Below are 15,396 nucleotides of genomic sequence, written 5' to 3' on the forward strand. Positions count from 1 at the left end.
CATGCACCGCAAGAGGATCGCGGCGGCACTCGCCGCCGCGACGGCGACATCGCTGCTGATCGCGCCACCGGCGCAGGCGAGCGGGTTCGCCGCGCAGGAGATCAAGTGGCAGAAGTGCACCGACGAGCCGGGCTTCGAACGGCTGGAGTGCGGCAGCTTCACCGCGCCGATGGACTGGAACAACCCGCGCAACGGCAAGACCGTCACGATCGCGGTCAGCCGCACGGTTCCGTTGAACGGCAAGGCGAAGACCGCCGTCTTCACCAATCCCGGCGGACCGGGCGGCGCCGGGCGGACGCTGCCGCTGGTCTACCTGAACCGGCCGAAGCTCAGCGAGAACGCCGAGGTCTACGGCATCGACGTCCGCGGCACGGGCGCCAGCAGCAACGTCACGTGCGGCGGGTTCGACACCCTCGGCTCGACGGACCCGCGCGACCGCAGCAGGGCGAACCTCGACCTGATCCACAGCGGCATGGAGCTGCAGGCGAAGTTCTGCCAGACCAAGTCCGGCGAGTTCGGCCGGTACGTCACCACCGAGCAGACCGTGAAGGACCTGGACCTGCTGCGCCAGGTCATCGGGCGCAAGAAGGTCGACTGGCTCGGCTACTCCGGCGGCAGCTGGATGGGCGCCTACTACGCCACGTACTTCCCGAAGACGCTCGGCAAGATCGTGCTGGACTCGAACACGGAGTTCACCGCGCCGTGGCAGACGGTGTTCGGCGACTTCGGCATGGGCTTCGAACGGCGGTTCCGCGTCGACTTCCTGCCGTGGGTGGCGAAGTACGACGACGTCTACCACCTCGGCAAGACCGCGGAGGAGGTGCGCCAGGCCTACGAACGCACCCGCGCCGAGCTCGCCCGGCAGCCCGTCACGCTGCCGGATGGCACGTACCACGCGGTCACCCTGGACCTGGTGCTCGTCCAGGGCCAGTACAGCAAGTACGCCTTCGACGGCGCCGCGCGCAAGCTGGCCGAACTGGCCGGTGCGGTGCCCGTGCAGGTGACGGCGCAGGCCGGCTACCCGGACGCGCAGAACGCCACCCTGCACACCATCCTGTGCAACGACACGAAGTTCCGCGGTGGCCGGGAGTTCCTGGAGCGCGACGGCACCCGGGACGGCGCGAAGTGGCCGCTCATGGGCTACTACCAGATCATGGGCCCGTGCGCGTTCTGGGACCGGCCTGACGTGAACCTGAAGCGCCCCGACGGCATCGGTGTCGCACCTTCTTTGATGGTGCAGTCCGTGCGCGACGCGCCGACACCGGTCGAGGGGGCGCGCAAGGCGCACGCCGGGTTCGCCGGCTCGCGGATGCTCACCGTGCGGGACGAGGGTGACCACGGCATCTACGGGTTCGACAACGCCTGCGTCAACGACGTCGTCGAGCGCTACCTCGTCGACGGCGTGACGCCGCCCGGCGACCTGTCCTGTCCCGGCGTGCCGCTGCCCGAACCGGGTGCGCGGCAGGCCGGTCCGCTGGAGCAGGCGCGGAGGCTCGCGGTTCAGCTCGGCTGGTGAATCTCGAGCACGGCCTGGGAGAACGTCGTGCACCAGACGCTCTCGGTGAAGTCCGGCCCCGTCTCCTCACCGATGTAGAGGTCGATGTGCCGGTCACCGCCGAGACCCGGCGTGAACTCGTCGGTGATCTCCCAGGCCGAGGACACGAGCTTGCGGCACACGGCGGCGTCGACCTCGCCGCCCTCCGGCGTCCGTCCACAGGAGATCAGCTCGACGCGTGAACCGGTCCTCACCCCGTCGGCGGCGGCCGAGACGAAGGCCCGGAGGGGTCTGCCGAACGAGTCGCGCGGCTCGGTGTCGAGCCAGTAGCCCGTGTCGTGCGACCAGTTGAGGTACCGGCCGTCCGCCGTGCGGCCGGTACCTTCGTCCCTCACCGCCTTCGCGAACGACTGCGGGAAGGTGCCAAGCAGGTTCTCCCCGTTCTCGCAGTCGATGTCCGGGCATCCACGCACGGGTACCGCCGGTCCGCCGTGGAACGCCTCCACGGCGGTGTAGTAGACGGTGACCCGCCAGCCCCCGTCCGTGCCGCCGGACGCGGGTGGCACCACCTGACCGGTGGAACACCCGGCCAGCAGCAGGACCACCCACACCCAGCGCACGTGACCTCCGATCAGCCCGCCATCACGGTGCCGACGGACACGAACCGGTAGCCCGCGCTCTTCAGCCCCGAGACGGTCTGCTGCAGGTACCCGGTACCGAGGTACGGGTGGTGGAAGAAGCTCGCGACACCATCGTCGACCACCTTGAGCTGTCGCGCCGTCTCGACCAGGTCGGCCGGCAGGCGCGCGGGGTGGTTGTTGAACGGCTCGGGCTCGACGTTGCCCACCGCCTCCGGCGCCACGACGGAGCCGTAGACGTCGCGGACCAGGTACGGGAAGTACTGGCCGTAGATCTTGTCGTACTGAGGCGCACCCGTTCCGCAGGCGCCGTTCGGGCAGTACCCGGCGAAGTACAGGCCGCGGTCGTAGCGCTTGCCGAAGTTCTGCTGGACGACCTCGTAGTCCACGGCCGACGCGGCGTAGTGCGGCGGCTCGAAGACGGCCGGCCTGCCGAACCCGGCCGCGGCGAGCGCCGAGGTCGCCGAGTTGATCCGGCCCTGCATCCACGCCGCCGAGTCACCGGGCACCGGGCCGTCGTAGATGACGCTGTCGTTCTCGTCGACGTGCGCGAGGTAGAACTCGAAGTCGTTGCCGCTGCGGCCGTCGTACGGGTTGACGAGCTTCTCGAACTGGTGCGTGTAGCCGTGCATCAGGATCGTGCCGCCGCGCTGGACCATGTACTTCAGCGCGTTCACGACCTGCGGGCGCTGTGCCAGGTCGGCCGCCTCCGGCACGCCGCCGTTGTCGGCGCCGAGCGGGTTCTCGAAGCGCGGGTAGACCGCGATGCTGAACGGGACGTTCTGCGACCTCAGGTAGTCGGCGATCGCGCGCAGCTCGTTCGGGTCGGCGTCGGGGCCGACGTCCTCGATGCGCACCAGCGCCCGCTTGCGGTCGGCCATCGCCGGGTTCGAGACCTTGCTGATCAGGTCCGCCGCGGCGAGGTAGCGGTCGCCGTGGTCGACGTAGCTGAACGGGACCTCGCCGATGTAGGTGAGGTTCTTCGCCCTGGTGGCCCAGTTGATCGGCCCGGCCGCCGAGCCGGTCGCGACCGCCGGCACCGACGCGATGGCCGGGTCCGTGATCGAGGTGATCATCAGACCGGACGGCGTCGCGAGCGGGCTGCGGCCCAGGTCCGTGTTCTCGTACCGGACGGTGGTCGCCGCGCCGGTGTCGTACCGCACCCAGTTCCAGCCGTAGGTCGCCTGGAAGTTCGGCGCACGGGCGGTGAGCTGCCAGATGTTGTGCGCCATCCACAGCACCGGCCTGCTGCCCGCGAGCACGTCGTCGAGGAACGGCACGGGGATCGGCTCGTCGTAGGTCGAGCCGATGTAGATCACGCCGGTGTAGCCGGACATCTCCCCGGCGACGTACGAGCCGACCGGGTGCATGGCGTACGAGCTGCCGTGCGAGGCGAGGTTGCCCGCCTGCACCGCGTACGCCTCACCCAGCCACGCCCAGGGACCCGTGCTGTCGTAGAGGACCAGCGTCTTCTGCGACGCCTTCGCCCCCGGCGCGGCCTCGCCGTTCGTGCCCTGCGCGGACGCGCCGAGCACCGTCGAGACCACGCCGGGCTGCGTGGTGCGCTGGGCGATGCTCGTGCTCGTCGCGGACGGCTTCCTGTTCGTCAGTGGCGGCGCGGGCAACGTGCTCCGGACCAGTTCACCGGCGGCGCCCGGGGTCAGCGGGAGGGGCGCGGCCTGGGCGGGAGCGGGAACCATCGCGACCGCCAGGGCAACCCCGGCGGCCACCTCGAGAAGTCTGGCCTTCATGCCACATCCACCTCTCCGGGCAGGCGCACGGTCGCGCTGCCCGCACAAGGAGCGAACTCGTCGGGACGCTGCTGCTGCATGCCCAGCAGCCAGGCGAGCGCCTGTTCGGTGCGCACGGAGGCGAGGCCGTCGCCGAACGGGTTTCCGTCCGCGGTCATCGCCCGGCGCGCGGACGGGGTGTCGAGCAGGCGCAGGGTGAGCGACGTGATCCGCTCGCGGTCGGTGCCGACGAGCACGGCGCAGCCCGCGTTCACGGCCTCCATGCGCTCGGTCACGTCCCGCAGCACCAGGGCCGGGACGCCGAACGACGGCGCCTCCTCCTGGATGCCGCCCGAGTCGGACAGCACCAGCGTGCACTGCGCGAGCAGCCGGGCCATCTGCGCGTACGGCAGCGGGTCGGTGATCGTGACGCGGCCGACGCCGCCGAGCACGGCCACGACCTGTGCGCGCACGGCGGGGTTCGGGTGGGCGGGTAGCACGACCTCGACGTCGGGGCGTGCCCGCACGATGTCCTCCACGGCGTGCAGCACGCGGTCGAGCGGTTCACCCCACGACTCGCGCCGGTGCGTGGTGACGAGCACCAGCCGGGATTGTCCGCCGTGGACACGGTTCTCGAGTTCCTGCAGCCGGGCGTCGCCGTAGGGGGCGCGCCGGGCGGCGACGTCCAGCACGGCGTCCACCACGGTGTTGCCGATGGTGAGGACGTTGTTGCCCCGCAGGGACTCCGCGGCGAGGTGCGCGGCGGCGTCGGCGGTCGGGGCGAGGTGCAGCGACGCGAGCTGGCCGACCATCCTGCGGTTCCCCTCCTCGGGGAACGGCGAGGTCAGGTCGTGCGAGCGCAGGCCCGCCTCGAGGTGCACGACGGGGATCTGACTCCAGAACGCGACGAGAGCGCCCGCGAGCGTCGTCGTCGTGTCGCCCTGCACGAGCACCGCGCCGGGCACGCGTTCGGCGAGGAGCCGGTCGAACTCCGCGATCAGCTGGCTGGTCAGCTCGGCTTGGCCGCCCGTGACGCGGTTCAGCTCGAGCGTCACGTCCGCGGCGAAGCCGAACGACTCGAGCGCCTGGTCGACCATCTCGGGGTGCTGCCCCGAGTTCACCAGCACGGGCCGGATCCGGCCGCCGGCGTACATGGCGGCGGCGACCGGCGCCATCTTCACCGCTTCCGGACGCGTTCCCGCGACCAGGAGAACTTCGGGAACCCCACCTCCGCAAAACCGCCGGGGGCCGGGCACCAGGGCACTTGGACCCATCTTCTACCTCTTTGCACCACTCGGGCACGCGCGGCGAACGTGCGCTAATACGCACAGCGACTCGGTGGTCGCCGACAATCAACCGGTATCCGCCCCCGCGCGGGTACCGCCATCTCGATGATCGACGATGCGAACCTCGTGTAACAAAGGCGCATTCGCCCTCGATATGGCCGGTTGACGCTCTGCTCCGTCAACCCCTGGTCTCGCCACCAACACCAGCTCCTGGCCTTGCTGCCCGGTATTTCGCACCGGCCCGGCGCATCGTTACCAGGAGCTCGGAATGAATCAACTCCACATCTCGATCACTGCCGTTGTCAGCGCAACCGATTTCGCGGACAGGTTTGTGTCATGACCGGAACGACACAATTGGCCACGTTCATGCTCTTCTTGCTCGTGTTCTGGCCCGGTTACAACCTGGTGCTCGCGCTGTTCGTTTGGTTGCGCCCGAAACCGGGCGGACCGAAAATTCCGACGCGGTACCCGTTGCAATACTGGATCATCATTCCGGCGTTGAACGAGGAACGCGTCGTGGCCAACACGGTGCGTTCCGCGCTCGCGTTGGACAGCGTTCACACACCGGTCCAGGTCGTCGTCGTGGACGACGGTTCCGACGACGGCACACCGCGCGTCCTGGCCGAGATCGACGACCACCGCCTGCACGTGCTGAGGCGCACTCCCCCGGACGCCCGCAGGGGCAAGGGCGAGGCGCTGAACCACGCGTACCGCCACGTCCGCGGCATCGCCGAGGAGGCAGGCACGGTCCACCGCACGATCGTCGGCGTGATCGACGGCGACGGCCGCGGTGAGCCCGGCATGCTGACCGAGATCTCCGCGCTCTTCGCGCACCGGGCCGTCGGCGCGGTGCAGTGCCGTGTCCGGATCCACAACCGCACCAACCTGCTGGCGTTCCTGCAGGACCTGGAGTTCGGCTGCGTGGTGGACGCCTCGCAGTCGCTGCGCGACGTCGTCGGCACGGTCGGTCTCGGCGGCAACGGGCAGTTCGTGCGGCTGTCGGCGTTGACCGGCCTCGGCGACGCACCGTGGTCGGCCTGCCTGGTCGAGGACCTGGAGCTGGGTCTGCGCGTGCACCTGGCGGGCCGGCGGATCCGCTACGCCACGCACGCGACGATCACCCAGCAGGGCCTGGTCGACGTGAAGCGGCTGCTGCGCCAGCGCACCCGGTGGGGCCAGGGCAACCTGCAGTGCCTGCGGTACGTGCCGGAGCTGGTCCGGGCCAAGAGCGTCGGATCGGTCGCACTGCTCGAGTTCCTGCAGTACCTGCTGGCGCCGTGGCTGGTGGCGCCGATGACGTTGCTCGTCACCGCGCTGGTGGGCGTGACCTTCTACGCGCAGTTCAGCGGCCACGAGTTCGCCGGGTTCACCGCGAACGGCTCGAACGCCCTGCCGGCACTGGGGATGTGGCTGGTGGCCCTGGTGCTGCCCGGCCTGATCTGGGGTGTCGTGCACCGCCTGAGGAACCACGACGAGCCGCTGCCGCGGTGCCTGCTCGTGGGTCTCGCGTACCCGGTGTTCCTGGTCATAGGCTCGATCTCGACGTTGCGCGCGCTGTACCGGCACTTCTCCCGGCGCACCACGTGGGCGAAGACGGAACGCTTGGCGGAGAAGGAGGTTCCGGCCGCGGCCGCCCCGCAGCCGGTCCCGAAGATCGCCTAGAAGGTGCCGGGGTGGGCGCGTCTGCGCCGGGCCGCGTAGACGCCCGCCTCCGTGCGGCGGTCGAAGCCGAGCTTGTGCAGCAGGCTCGACACGTAGTTCTTGACGGTCTTCTCCGCGAGGAACAGCCTGTTCGCGATCTGCCGGTTCGTCATGCCCTCCGCGATCAGGTCGAGGATCCGCCGTTCCTGCGGGCTGAGCGCGGCGTAGCGCGGGTCCTCCTCCGGCCCGCCCCGCAGCCGTTGCAGCACGGTCGCCGTGACGCCGGCGTGCAGGAGCGAGCCGCCGGAGGCCAGGGTGCGGACCGCGGCGACGAGGTCGTTGCCCGACACCTCCTTGAGCATGTACCCGGACGCACCCGCCATGATCGCGCCGAACAGCGCTTCGTCGTCCGAGTAGGACGTGAGCATCAGGCACGCGGGCGGCGGCTGCACCAGGCTCCTGATCTCCCGGCACACCGTGACGCCGTCGCCGTCGGGCAACCGCACGTCGATGATCGCCACGTCGGGCCGCAGCCGCGGCGCCTGCGTGACGGCGGCCGTCGCGCTGTCGGCCTGCCCCACGACGTCGATGTCCTCCGCCTGCGCGAGCAGCTGCACCAGCCCGCGCCGCACGATCTCGTGGTCGTCCACCAAGAGCACCGCTATCGCCATCTCGCCTCCTGCAGCACCAGCGGGACGAACCAGGTGATGCTCACCCCCGCCCCGGGGATCGAGTCCACCGCGCAGTCGCCGTGGTGGCGCCGTGCCCGAGCCGCCATGTTCGCGAGCCCGCCCGCGTGGTGGGGCGCGCCCGCCGGATCGTCAGCCGGCGGCAAGCCGCGGCCGTCGTCCTTGACGAGCAGCTCCAGGCTCGTGACCGTGCGGTCGACGCTGACGGCGACAGCGACGTGCTTCGCCCGCGCGTGCCGCACGACGTTGGTGAGGGCCTCCCGGAGCGTGGCCAGCAGGTCGGGCCTGACCTCGTCGGGCACGACCGTGTCGAGCGGTCCCTCCAGCGAGACGTCCGGGTCGAAGCCGAGCAGCCGCGCGGACTCGTGCACGACGTTGAGCAGCTGACCGCGCAGGCTCGTGCTGCCCGACGGCGGTTCCTGCAGCGAGAAGATGGTGCGGCGGATCTCGCGGATCGTGTGGTCGACCTCCTCGACGAACCCGCTGATCCGCTCGGTGAGCTGGGGCTTCGTGCTCATGCCGGTCAGGCCCTGCAGGCCGAGGCCGAGCCCGAAGAGCCTCTGGATGACCAGGTCGTGCAGATCGCGCGCGATGCGGTCGCGGTCCTCCAGCACCGCGACCCGCTCGGTGTCGGCCTGCGCCTTCGTGAACTCGAGGACGAGCGCGGCCTGAGCGGCGAACGCCTCGACGAGCTCGGGGTCGTCGAAGCTCGGCTCGTTCTTCGGCCGCGCGACGATGAGCACGCCGATCGTCCTGTCCCCCACCGCCAGCGGCACGACCGCGCACGGTCCCGGCACCGTCGGGATGGTGCCCTCGTCGTGGCACTCGGCCCGGCCCGACTCGTAGACGCGGTAGCTGACCGTGCCCTCCCTGGGCACCCGCATGCCCTCGGCGTCGTACGCGCCGCCGTCGGTGACCTCGATGACGAGGTCGCCGTTGTGGTCCGGGAGCACGACGGCCGCGAAGTCCGCGTTCGCGGTCCGGCGCGCCGTCTGCGCGACGAGGTAGAGCGCGTCCCGGCCGTTCGTGCCGGTGAGGAGGTTCGTGGTGACCTCGGCCGCCGCCCGCAGCCAGACCTCGCGTTTGCGGGTCTGCTCGTAGCGGTCGAGGTGCCCCACGGCCGAGCCCGCCGCGGTGGCGATGGCGGCGAGGACGTCCCTGTCCTGGGCGGTGAACTGCGGTTTCCCGCTCAGGAAGAGGTTGCCGAAGGTGTCGTCCTGGACCTGGACGGGGGCGCCCAGGAAGTCGGCCGCGCCGAGGGAGCGGGGATCGCCGGCGGTGATCTCGACCTGGCCGTCGGCGGTGAACTCGGCCAGCTCCCGGTGGCCGTTGATCACCGCCAGGGCGCCGTACGGGGCACCGGTCAGCTCGCAGGCGGACTCGACCACGTGGCGGAGCAGGTCGGGCAGCGTCTCGTCCTCGGCGAACGAGAGGACGACGTCGAGGACGCGCTGTTCAGTGCTCACGTTGCCGCCCACGGCTGCACCCCCTCGGGGGCTCGAAGGACACCCGCACGAACGACTGAGGGTAACTCCACCGAGTAGTCAAGCGGGAGACCATCACTGCGAGCAGTGAAATTCGGGGCTACTCAGAGTGGAGGAGTGTCTTGAGTGCGCAGAAGGGTGAAGGGCTGGCTTGGTGGGGCTGGGACGGGGTCGGCCTGCGTTGAGGGGTCGCCGGTGCGGCCGAGTCACTTCCGCGCCCGCCGGGTTGCCGACTCCCTCGGCACCGTCCCGCGCCACCTGCCCCGGCCGTCAGTGCAGGCCGACGGTGAAGCCCTCGTCGAGCACCCCGCGGTAGATCGACGGCGCGAAGGTGCGCAGGCCGTGGTCCAGCGGTGCGATGAAGCCCGCCGAGTCGCCCAGGGGCAGGCGGTAGCCGTTCTGCACGCGGTGGAACTCCCACAGGGGTTCCATGGTCGGGTGTGCCGGGCGGAACCGGTGCGGGTCGCGCGGGTGCAGGTCGACGCGGACCAGGGTGCGGCGGACCAGGGCGTCGGCGAGCTGGACCGCTCGTTCCTGCGTCCGGGAGATCGAGATCGCGCCCAGGTCCTGCCAGGCCACGGCCCACGGGGCGCCCTGCGGGTCGTCGAGGCGGATGCCCTGCTGCTCGATGACGAGCTTGCGGGGGCGGGAGATGGTCTTCCACCTCACCACGGCCATGACGCCGATGCCGGTGAACGCGATGCCGATGACGGCCGCGATGCCGCCGCCGACCGGTTCGCCGTCGACGAAGGCGGTGACGGCGCCGACCAGGGCGAGAACACCCAGGACTCCGGCCACGGAGCCGCCGATCAGGACTTTGCGGGTGTCGCTCTTGCCGAGGTCGAGGACGACGGGCTGAGGCGCTCCCCAAGCGGTCATGGCCGCAGGTTACCGCTGATCAGCATCTCCGCGGCGGCGAACGGGTCCAGTTCGCCCTCGACCACGCGCTTCGCCAGCCGGTCGGCCGGACCGAGGCGGGTGCGGACGCGTTCCACGGCCAGCGCCTCGATCTCGGCTCCCGCTCGGCGCAGGCGGCGTTCCCGCAGCTCGCCGTGGGTGGTCATCCAGGTGTGGTGGTCCGCGATCGCCTCGACGACGCGGTCGACGCCCTCCATGCGGGCGGCGACCGTCTTGACGACCGGGACGCGCCAGGACGGGCCTTCCCGGTCGCGGCGGCCCAGGGAGAGCATGTACTTGAGGTCGCGGGCCGTCTGGTCGGCGCCGTCGCGGTCGGCCTTGTTGACGACGAAGACGTCGGCGATCTCCAGGATGCCCGCCTTCGCGGCCTGGATGCCGTCGCCCATGCCCGGCGCCAGGAGCACGACCGTCGTGTCGGCCAGGGCGACCACCTCGACCTCGGACTGACCCACGCCGACCGTTTCCACGAGGACCACGTCGAAGCCGGCGGCGTCGAGCACGCGCAGGGCCTGCGGCGTGGCCCAGGAGAGGCCGCCGAGGTGGCCACGGGTGGCCATCGAGCGGATGAAGACGCCCTGGTCGGTCGCGTGGTCGCCCATCCGGACGCGGTCGCCGAGCAGTGCGCCGCCGGAGAACGGGCTCGACGGGTCGACGGCGATGACCGCCACGCGCTTGCCCTGGTCGCGGTAGGCGCGGACGAGGGCGTTGGTGGAGGTCGACTTGCCGACGCCGGGGGCGCCGGTCAGGCCGATCACCTGGGCGCGGCCCGTGTGGGGAGCCAGGGCGGCGGCCACCTCCGGGAGGTGGGTGCTGCCCTGCTCCACCAGGGAGATCAGCCTGGCGACCGCGCGCGGCTCGCCGTCACGCGCGCGGTCGACCAGTCCTGGTACGTCAACGGCCACAGGCCGGCACTAGGCCTTGGCGGGCACGCGGATGATCAGGGCGTCGCCCTGGCCACCACCACCGCAGAGCGCCGCGGCACCCACGCCGCCGCCGCGCCGCTGCAGCTCCAGGGCGAGGTGCAGGGCGATGCGGGCGCCGGACATGCCGATCGGGTGGCCGAGCGCGATGGCGCCGCCGTTGACGTTGACCTTGTCCTCCGGGATGCCGAGCTCGCGGGAGGAGACGATGCCGACCGCCGCGAACGCCTCGTTGATCTCGACGAGGTCGAGGGAGGCGGGATCGATGCCCTCCTTGGCGCAGGCGGCCTTGATGGCGTTCGACGGCTGCTCGTGCAGCGAGGCGTCCGGGCCCGCGACGACGCCGTGGGCGCCGATCTCCGCGATCCACTCCAGGCCCAGCTCCTCGGCCTTGGCCTTGCTCATCACGACGACCGCGGCCGCGCCGTCGGAGATCTGCGACGCCGAGCCCGCGGTGATGGTGCCGTCCGCGGCGAACGCCGGGCGCAGCTTGCCGAGGGTGTCGGCGGTCGTGTCGCCGCGGACGCCCTCGTCGGTCGAGAACAGGACGGGGTCGCCCTTGCGCTGCGGGATCTCGACCGGCGCGATCTCGGCGTCGAACACGCCGTTCTGGGCGGCCTTGGCGGCGAGCTGGTGCGAACGCGCGGAGAACGCGTCCTGCTCCTCGCGGGTGATGCCGTAGCGGCTGTTGTACTTCTCGGTCGAGACGCCCATGGCGACCTGGTCGAACGCGCAGAACAGGCCGTCGTGCGCCATGTGGTCGACCATCGTCACGTCGCCGTACTTGTAGCCGCCGCGGCTCTTCGGCAGCAGGTGCGGCGCCTGGGTCATCGACTCCTGGCCACCGGCCACGACGACGTCGAACTCACCGGCGCGGATCAGCTGGTCGGCCAGCGCGATCGCGTCGATGCCGGACAGGCAGACCTTGTTGATGGTCAGCGCGGGCACGCTCATGGGGATGCCGGCGGCCACCGCGGCCTGGCGGGCGGGGATCTGGCCCGCGCCCGCGGTGAGCACCTGACCCATGATCACGTACTGCACCTGCTCGGGGGCGACGCCCGCGCGCTCCAGTGCCGCCTTGATCGCGACGCCACCCAGCTGGGCGCCCGAGAAGTCCTTGAGCGAGCCCAGCAGTCGGCCCATCGGGGTGCGCGCCCCGGCGACGATCACGGAACCGGACACAACTGCCTCCATTGGAAGAGCGAACGGTCGTTAACTAGGCACCATACCGGCGGCTACCCGGCGGTAATCGTGTGAGACCCCGCACAGGAGCACCTGCACCGATCCCGTGGATACCCTCGCCAACCATGAACGCAGAACTCGCTCGATTCGTGACCGCGATCGACCACGTGGGCATCGCCGTGCCCGATCTCGACGTGGCCATCGCGTTCTACCGCGACAACTTCGGCCTCGAGGTGGCCCACGAGGAGGTCAACGAGGAGCAGGGCGTGCGCGAGGCGATGCTGCACGCGCCCGGCGACCACGGCGGCACCGCGATCCAGCTGCTGGCACCGCTGAACGAGGACTCCACGATCGCGAAGTTCATCGGCCGTTCGGGCCCCGGCCTGCAGCAGCTGGCCTACCGGGTGTCCGATGTGGACGTCGCGGCCGACGCACTGCGGGCCAAGGGGCTGCGCCTGCTCTACGACGCGGCCAAGCGCGGCACGTCGAACAGCCGGGTCAACTTCGTGCACCCGAAGGACGCGGGCGGCGTGCTCATCGAGCTGGTCGAACCCGCCGCGGCAGGGCACTGACACCGCGGCTCGCGGCCGGATTTCCCCGCGCCGTCGTCCGTCCGGGTTGTTCGGAGTGGAATCCCTCACAAGCGGGATTCTGAATCGGTTACCCATGAGTAACCTCCGGCAACCTGCGACTATCCCTCACTCGGGAAGGAATGCCGCCGTGCAGAAGATCCTTGACGCGATCCTGGCCGACGAGCTGGACGCGATCGGTTCCTTGGACGTTCCGGAGAGTTATCGGGGCGTGACGGTGCACGCGGACGAGGCCGACATGTTCGCGGGCCTCGAGACGCGGGACAAGGACCCGCGCAAGTCGCTGCACGTGGACGAGGTCGCCACGCCGGAACTCGGCCCCGGCGAGGCGCTGGTGGCCGTCATGGCCTCCGCGATCAACTACAACACCGTGTGGACCTCGATCTTCGAGCCGGTGTCCACGTTCGGCTTCCTGAAGAAGCTGGGCGGCCGCCACGACCTGCCGTACCACGTCGTGGGATCGGACCTGGCCGGCGTCGTCGTGCGCGTCGGGCCCGGTGTCACGGCGTGGAAGCCCGGCGACCGCGTCGTGGCGCACTGCCTCGACGTGCCGCTGGAGGCGCCGGACGGCCACAACGACACGATGCTCGACCCCCAGCAGCGGATCTGGGGCTTCGAGACGAACTTCGGCGGCCTCGCCGACCTCGCGCTGGTGAAGTCGAACCAGCTGATGCCGATGCCGAAGCACCTCACGTGGGAGGAGGCGGCGTCGCCGGGCCTGGTGAACTCCACCGCGTACCGGCAGCTGGTGTCGACCAACGGCGCGAACATGAAGCAGGGCGACACCGTCCTGATCTGGGGCGCGTCCGGCGGGCTCGGCTCCTACGCCACGCAGTTCGCGCTGAACGGCGGCGCGACGCCGATCTGCGTCGTCTCCTCGCCGGAGAAGGCGGAGATCGTCCGTTCGATGGGTGCCGAACTGGTCATCGACCGCTCCGCCGAGGGCTACCGGTTCTGGAAGAACGAGCACGAGCAGGACCCGCGCGAGTGGAAGCGCTTCGGCGCGAAGATCCGCGAGCTGACCGGCGGCGAGGACCCGGACATCGTGTTCGAGCACCCCGGCCGGGAGACGTTCGGCGCGTCGGTGTTCGTGGCGCGCAAGGGCGGCAAGATCGTGACGTGCGCGTCGACCTCCGGGTACATGCACCAGTACGACAACCGCTACCTGTGGATGAACCTCAAGCACATCCTGTCGTCCCACTTCGCGAACTACCGCGAGGCGTGGGAGGCGAACCGCTTGATCGCCAAGGGAAAGATCCACCCGACGGTGTCCAAGGTGTACTCAATGGACGAAACGGGCCAGGCCGCGCACGACGTCCACCGCAACGTGCACCAGGGCAAGGTCGGCGTGCTGTGCCTTGCGCCGGAAGAGGGTCTGGGTGTGCTTGATCACGAACTGCGCGCGAAGCACCTCACAGCTATCAATCGATTCCGGGGTGTGTGACCTTCGGGGGTGACCCGAACGGGTAGCGTGAGGGGCATGGGCCTCGCCGACGACCGTGACCTCGTCCCACTGGGATCCGGCTTCGACATCGTCAAGCGCGGTTACGACCGCGCCCAGGTCGAGGATCACCTCGAACGCCTCGACTCGGACCTGCGGCTGCTGGCCGCGGACCGCGATGCCGCCGTGTCCCAGACGTCCGACCTGGCGCGCCAGCTGGAAGCCGCACGCTCGGAGATCACCGAGATGCGCAACCAGGTGGAGCGCCTGTCACTGCCGCCGACGACGCTGGAGGGGCTCTCCGAGCGCCTCCAGCGCATGCTGCGGCTGGCCCAGGACGAGGCCAACGAGATCAAGGCCCGTGCCGAGGCGGAGGGCGGGCACATCCGCGCCAAGGCGGAAGCCGACGCGGGTGTGCTGCGCCAGCGCTACGAGAAGCTGATCGCCGAGCTCGACGAGCGCCGTGCCGCGATGGAGGCCGAGCACAGGGGCGTCCTCGACACCGCGCGCAACGAGGCGGAGAAGATCGTCTCCGACGCGGAGGCCTCCGCCCGCAAGATCGCCGACGAGTCCGAGCAGCGCCGCGTGACCGTCGAAGAGGACTTCGAGATCGCGATGGCCGCCCGCCGCTCCGAGGCGATGGCCACCCTGGCCACCCAGGAGGCCACCTCCAAGGCCGAGGCGGACCGCCGCGTGCGCGAGGCGGCCGAGGAGGCCGCCCGGGTCCGCGCCGCCATCACCGCCGAGCAGACCGCCTCGAAGGCCGAGGCGGAGCGCCGCGTCCGCGAGGCCACCGAAGAGGCCAACCGCCGCCGCCACGACGCCATCGCCGAGGCCACCGCCCGCATCCAGGAGGCCACCGACGAGGCGAACCGCCGCGTCCGCGAGGCCACCGAGGAAGCCAACCGCCGCACCACGGCCGCCACGCAGCGCGTCGAACAGCTCCGCAACCTCCGCAACCGCCTCTCGCACCAGCTCCACAACGTGCGGACCGCGCTGCAGGACGTCGTGCCGCTGCTCGACCCCGTGGAGGAGGAGAAGGCGCCTCCGGCTCCGGCTCCCGCTCAGGGCAGCGCTCCCGCTCAGGGCAGCGCTCCCGCTCCGGCTCCGGCAGCCGCGCCGGCCAAGGCCGCACCGCAGGTCCAGGCCCAGAAGGCCGCTCCGGCACAACCCGCGGCTCCGCAGGCGCCTGCCCAGCAGGCCGCTGCCCCGGCCAAGCCCGCCCAGGCCGCTCCGCCGAAGGCCGCACCTCCCGCGACGACCAAGCCCGTCTCGGCTCCGCAGTCCGCTCAGCCCGCGCCCGCCAAGCAGGCCCAGGCACCCCAGGTCGACGGCCCCACGGCCAAGCTCGCCCGCCCGCAGACCGCCAAGAAGTCCTGACC

The 15,396-nt window shown here is 70.9% G+C and carries 13 protein-coding genes; 5 read left to right on the forward strand and 8 right to left on the reverse strand.

All coding sequences use genetic code 11. The annotated features are described in order from the left end of the window. Window position 1 precedes the first annotated feature (1 nt). Entirely contained in the window at window positions 2–1,516 is a 1,515-nt protein-coding gene (locus L6E10_RS02720) for an alpha/beta hydrolase (protein WP_236216431.1), read from the forward strand. On the opposite strand, the gene L6E10_RS02725 is transcribed toward L6E10_RS02720, so the two are convergent. The 3 genes from L6E10_RS02725 to wecB are packed head-to-tail and all read right to left on the reverse strand — an operon-like array spanning window position 1,501 to window position 5,137. Further along, window positions 1,501–2,115 (reverse strand): hypothetical protein, encoded by a 615-nt coding sequence (locus L6E10_RS02725; protein ID WP_236216433.1) that lies wholly within the window; start codon window positions 2,113–2,115, stop codon window positions 1,501–1,503. The genes L6E10_RS02720 and L6E10_RS02725 overlap by 16 nt on opposite strands. 11 nt (window positions 2,116–2,126) lie before the next feature. Beyond that, window positions 2,127–3,884: a DUF2334 domain-containing protein gene (locus L6E10_RS02730; protein ID WP_236216435.1), complete on the reverse strand. Its 1,758-nt coding sequence runs from the start codon at window positions 3,882–3,884 to the stop codon at window positions 2,127–2,129. Further along, window positions 3,881–5,137 carry a non-hydrolyzing UDP-N-acetylglucosamine 2-epimerase gene (wecB, locus tag L6E10_RS02735; protein ID WP_275675991.1) on the reverse strand — a complete coding sequence of 419 codons (1,257 nt, stop codon included), beginning with the start codon at window positions 5,135–5,137 and terminating at the stop codon, window positions 3,881–3,883. The genes L6E10_RS02730 and wecB overlap by 4 nt, the downstream gene beginning before the upstream one ends. A gap of 378 nt (window positions 5,138–5,515) precedes the next feature. Here wecB and L6E10_RS02740 point away from each other — a divergent pair, with 378 nt between their 5' ends. Next, window positions 5,516–6,811, forward strand: a complete 1,296-nt coding sequence (locus tag L6E10_RS02740; RefSeq protein WP_308102658.1) for a glycosyltransferase family 2 protein — start codon at window positions 5,516–5,518, stop codon at window positions 6,809–6,811. On the opposite strand, the gene L6E10_RS02745 is transcribed toward L6E10_RS02740, so the two are convergent. From L6E10_RS02745 to L6E10_RS02765, 5 genes are all read right to left on the reverse strand, one after another. Then, window positions 6,808–7,461 carry a response regulator transcription factor gene (locus L6E10_RS02745; RefSeq protein ID WP_090095274.1) on the reverse strand — a complete coding sequence of 218 codons (654 nt, stop codon included), beginning with the start codon at window positions 7,459–7,461 and terminating at the stop codon, window positions 6,808–6,810. The genes L6E10_RS02740 and L6E10_RS02745 overlap by 4 nt on opposite strands. Then, window positions 7,452–8,945: a GAF domain-containing protein gene (locus L6E10_RS02750; protein ID WP_236216441.1), complete on the reverse strand. Its 1,494-nt coding sequence runs from the start codon at window positions 8,943–8,945 to the stop codon at window positions 7,452–7,454. The genes L6E10_RS02745 and L6E10_RS02750 overlap by 10 nt, the downstream gene beginning before the upstream one ends. 288 nt (window positions 8,946–9,233) lie before the next feature. Next, complete coding sequence (locus L6E10_RS02755; RefSeq protein ID WP_236216443.1) at window positions 9,234–9,842, reverse strand: hypothetical protein; 609 nt, start codon at window positions 9,840–9,842, stop codon at window positions 9,234–9,236. Continuing rightward, window positions 9,839–10,783, reverse strand: a complete 945-nt coding sequence (gene meaB / locus L6E10_RS02760) for a methylmalonyl Co-A mutase-associated GTPase MeaB (RefSeq protein WP_236216445.1) — start codon at window positions 10,781–10,783, stop codon at window positions 9,839–9,841. The genes L6E10_RS02755 and meaB overlap by 4 nt, the downstream gene beginning before the upstream one ends. 9 nt (window positions 10,784–10,792) lie before the next feature. After that, complete coding sequence (locus L6E10_RS02765) at window positions 10,793–11,983, reverse strand: acetyl-CoA C-acetyltransferase (protein ID WP_236216447.1); 1,191 nt, start codon at window positions 11,981–11,983, stop codon at window positions 10,793–10,795. Between the two features lie 125 nt (window positions 11,984–12,108). Here L6E10_RS02765 and mce point away from each other — a divergent pair, with 125 nt between their 5' ends. The 3 genes from mce (at window position 12,109) to L6E10_RS02780 (ending at window position 15,394) form a co-directional block, all read left to right on the forward strand. Beyond that, complete coding sequence (gene mce, locus L6E10_RS02770) at window positions 12,109–12,555, forward strand: methylmalonyl-CoA epimerase (protein ID WP_236216449.1); 447 nt, start codon at window positions 12,109–12,111, stop codon at window positions 12,553–12,555. A 94-nt stretch (window positions 12,556–12,649) separates the two neighbouring features. After that, window positions 12,650–14,017 (forward strand): crotonyl-CoA carboxylase/reductase, encoded by a 1,368-nt coding sequence (gene ccrA, locus L6E10_RS02775; RefSeq protein WP_236216451.1) that lies wholly within the window; start codon window positions 12,650–12,652, stop codon window positions 14,015–14,017. Between the two features lie 36 nt (window positions 14,018–14,053). Continuing rightward, complete coding sequence (locus L6E10_RS02780) at window positions 14,054–15,394, forward strand: chromosome segregation protein (RefSeq protein WP_236216453.1); 1,341 nt, start codon at window positions 14,054–14,056, stop codon at window positions 15,392–15,394. Window positions 15,395–15,396 lie beyond the last annotated feature (2 nt).

It is taken from the genome of Lentzea sp. CC55, from assembly GCF_021056325.1.
GTDB lineage: Bacteria > Actinomycetota > Actinomycetes > Mycobacteriales > Pseudonocardiaceae > Lentzea > Lentzea jiangxiensis.

What these genes read in the sequence shown, in the direction of transcription:
- L6E10_RS02720 (WP_236216431.1), top strand. Translation starts at nt 2, where the DNA reads ATGCACCGCAAGAGGATCGCGGCGGCACTCGCCGCCGCGACGGCGACA.
- L6E10_RS02730 (WP_236216435.1), bottom strand. Translation starts at nt 3,884, where the DNA reads ATGAAGGCCAGACTTCTCGAGGTGGCCGCCGGGGTTGCCCTGGCGGTC.
- wecB (WP_275675991.1), bottom strand. Translation starts at nt 5,137, where the DNA reads ATGGGTCCAAGTGCCCTGGTGCCCGGCCCCCGGCGGTTTTGCGGAGGT.
- L6E10_RS02740 (WP_308102658.1), top strand. Translation starts at nt 5,516, where the DNA reads ATGCTCTTCTTGCTCGTGTTCTGGCCCGGTTACAACCTGGTGCTCGCG.
- L6E10_RS02745 (WP_090095274.1), bottom strand. Translation starts at nt 7,461, where the DNA reads ATGGCGATAGCGGTGCTCTTGGTGGACGACCACGAGATCGTGCGGCGC.
- L6E10_RS02755 (WP_236216443.1), bottom strand. Translation starts at nt 9,842, where the DNA reads ATGACCGCTTGGGGAGCGCCTCAGCCCGTCGTCCTCGACCTCGGCAAG.
- mce (WP_236216449.1), top strand. Translation starts at nt 12,109, where the DNA reads ATGAACGCAGAACTCGCTCGATTCGTGACCGCGATCGACCACGTGGGC.
- ccrA (WP_236216451.1), top strand. Translation starts at nt 12,650, where the DNA reads ATGAGTAACCTCCGGCAACCTGCGACTATCCCTCACTCGGGAAGGAAT.
- L6E10_RS02780 (WP_236216453.1), top strand. Translation starts at nt 14,054, where the DNA reads ATGGGCCTCGCCGACGACCGTGACCTCGTCCCACTGGGATCCGGCTTC.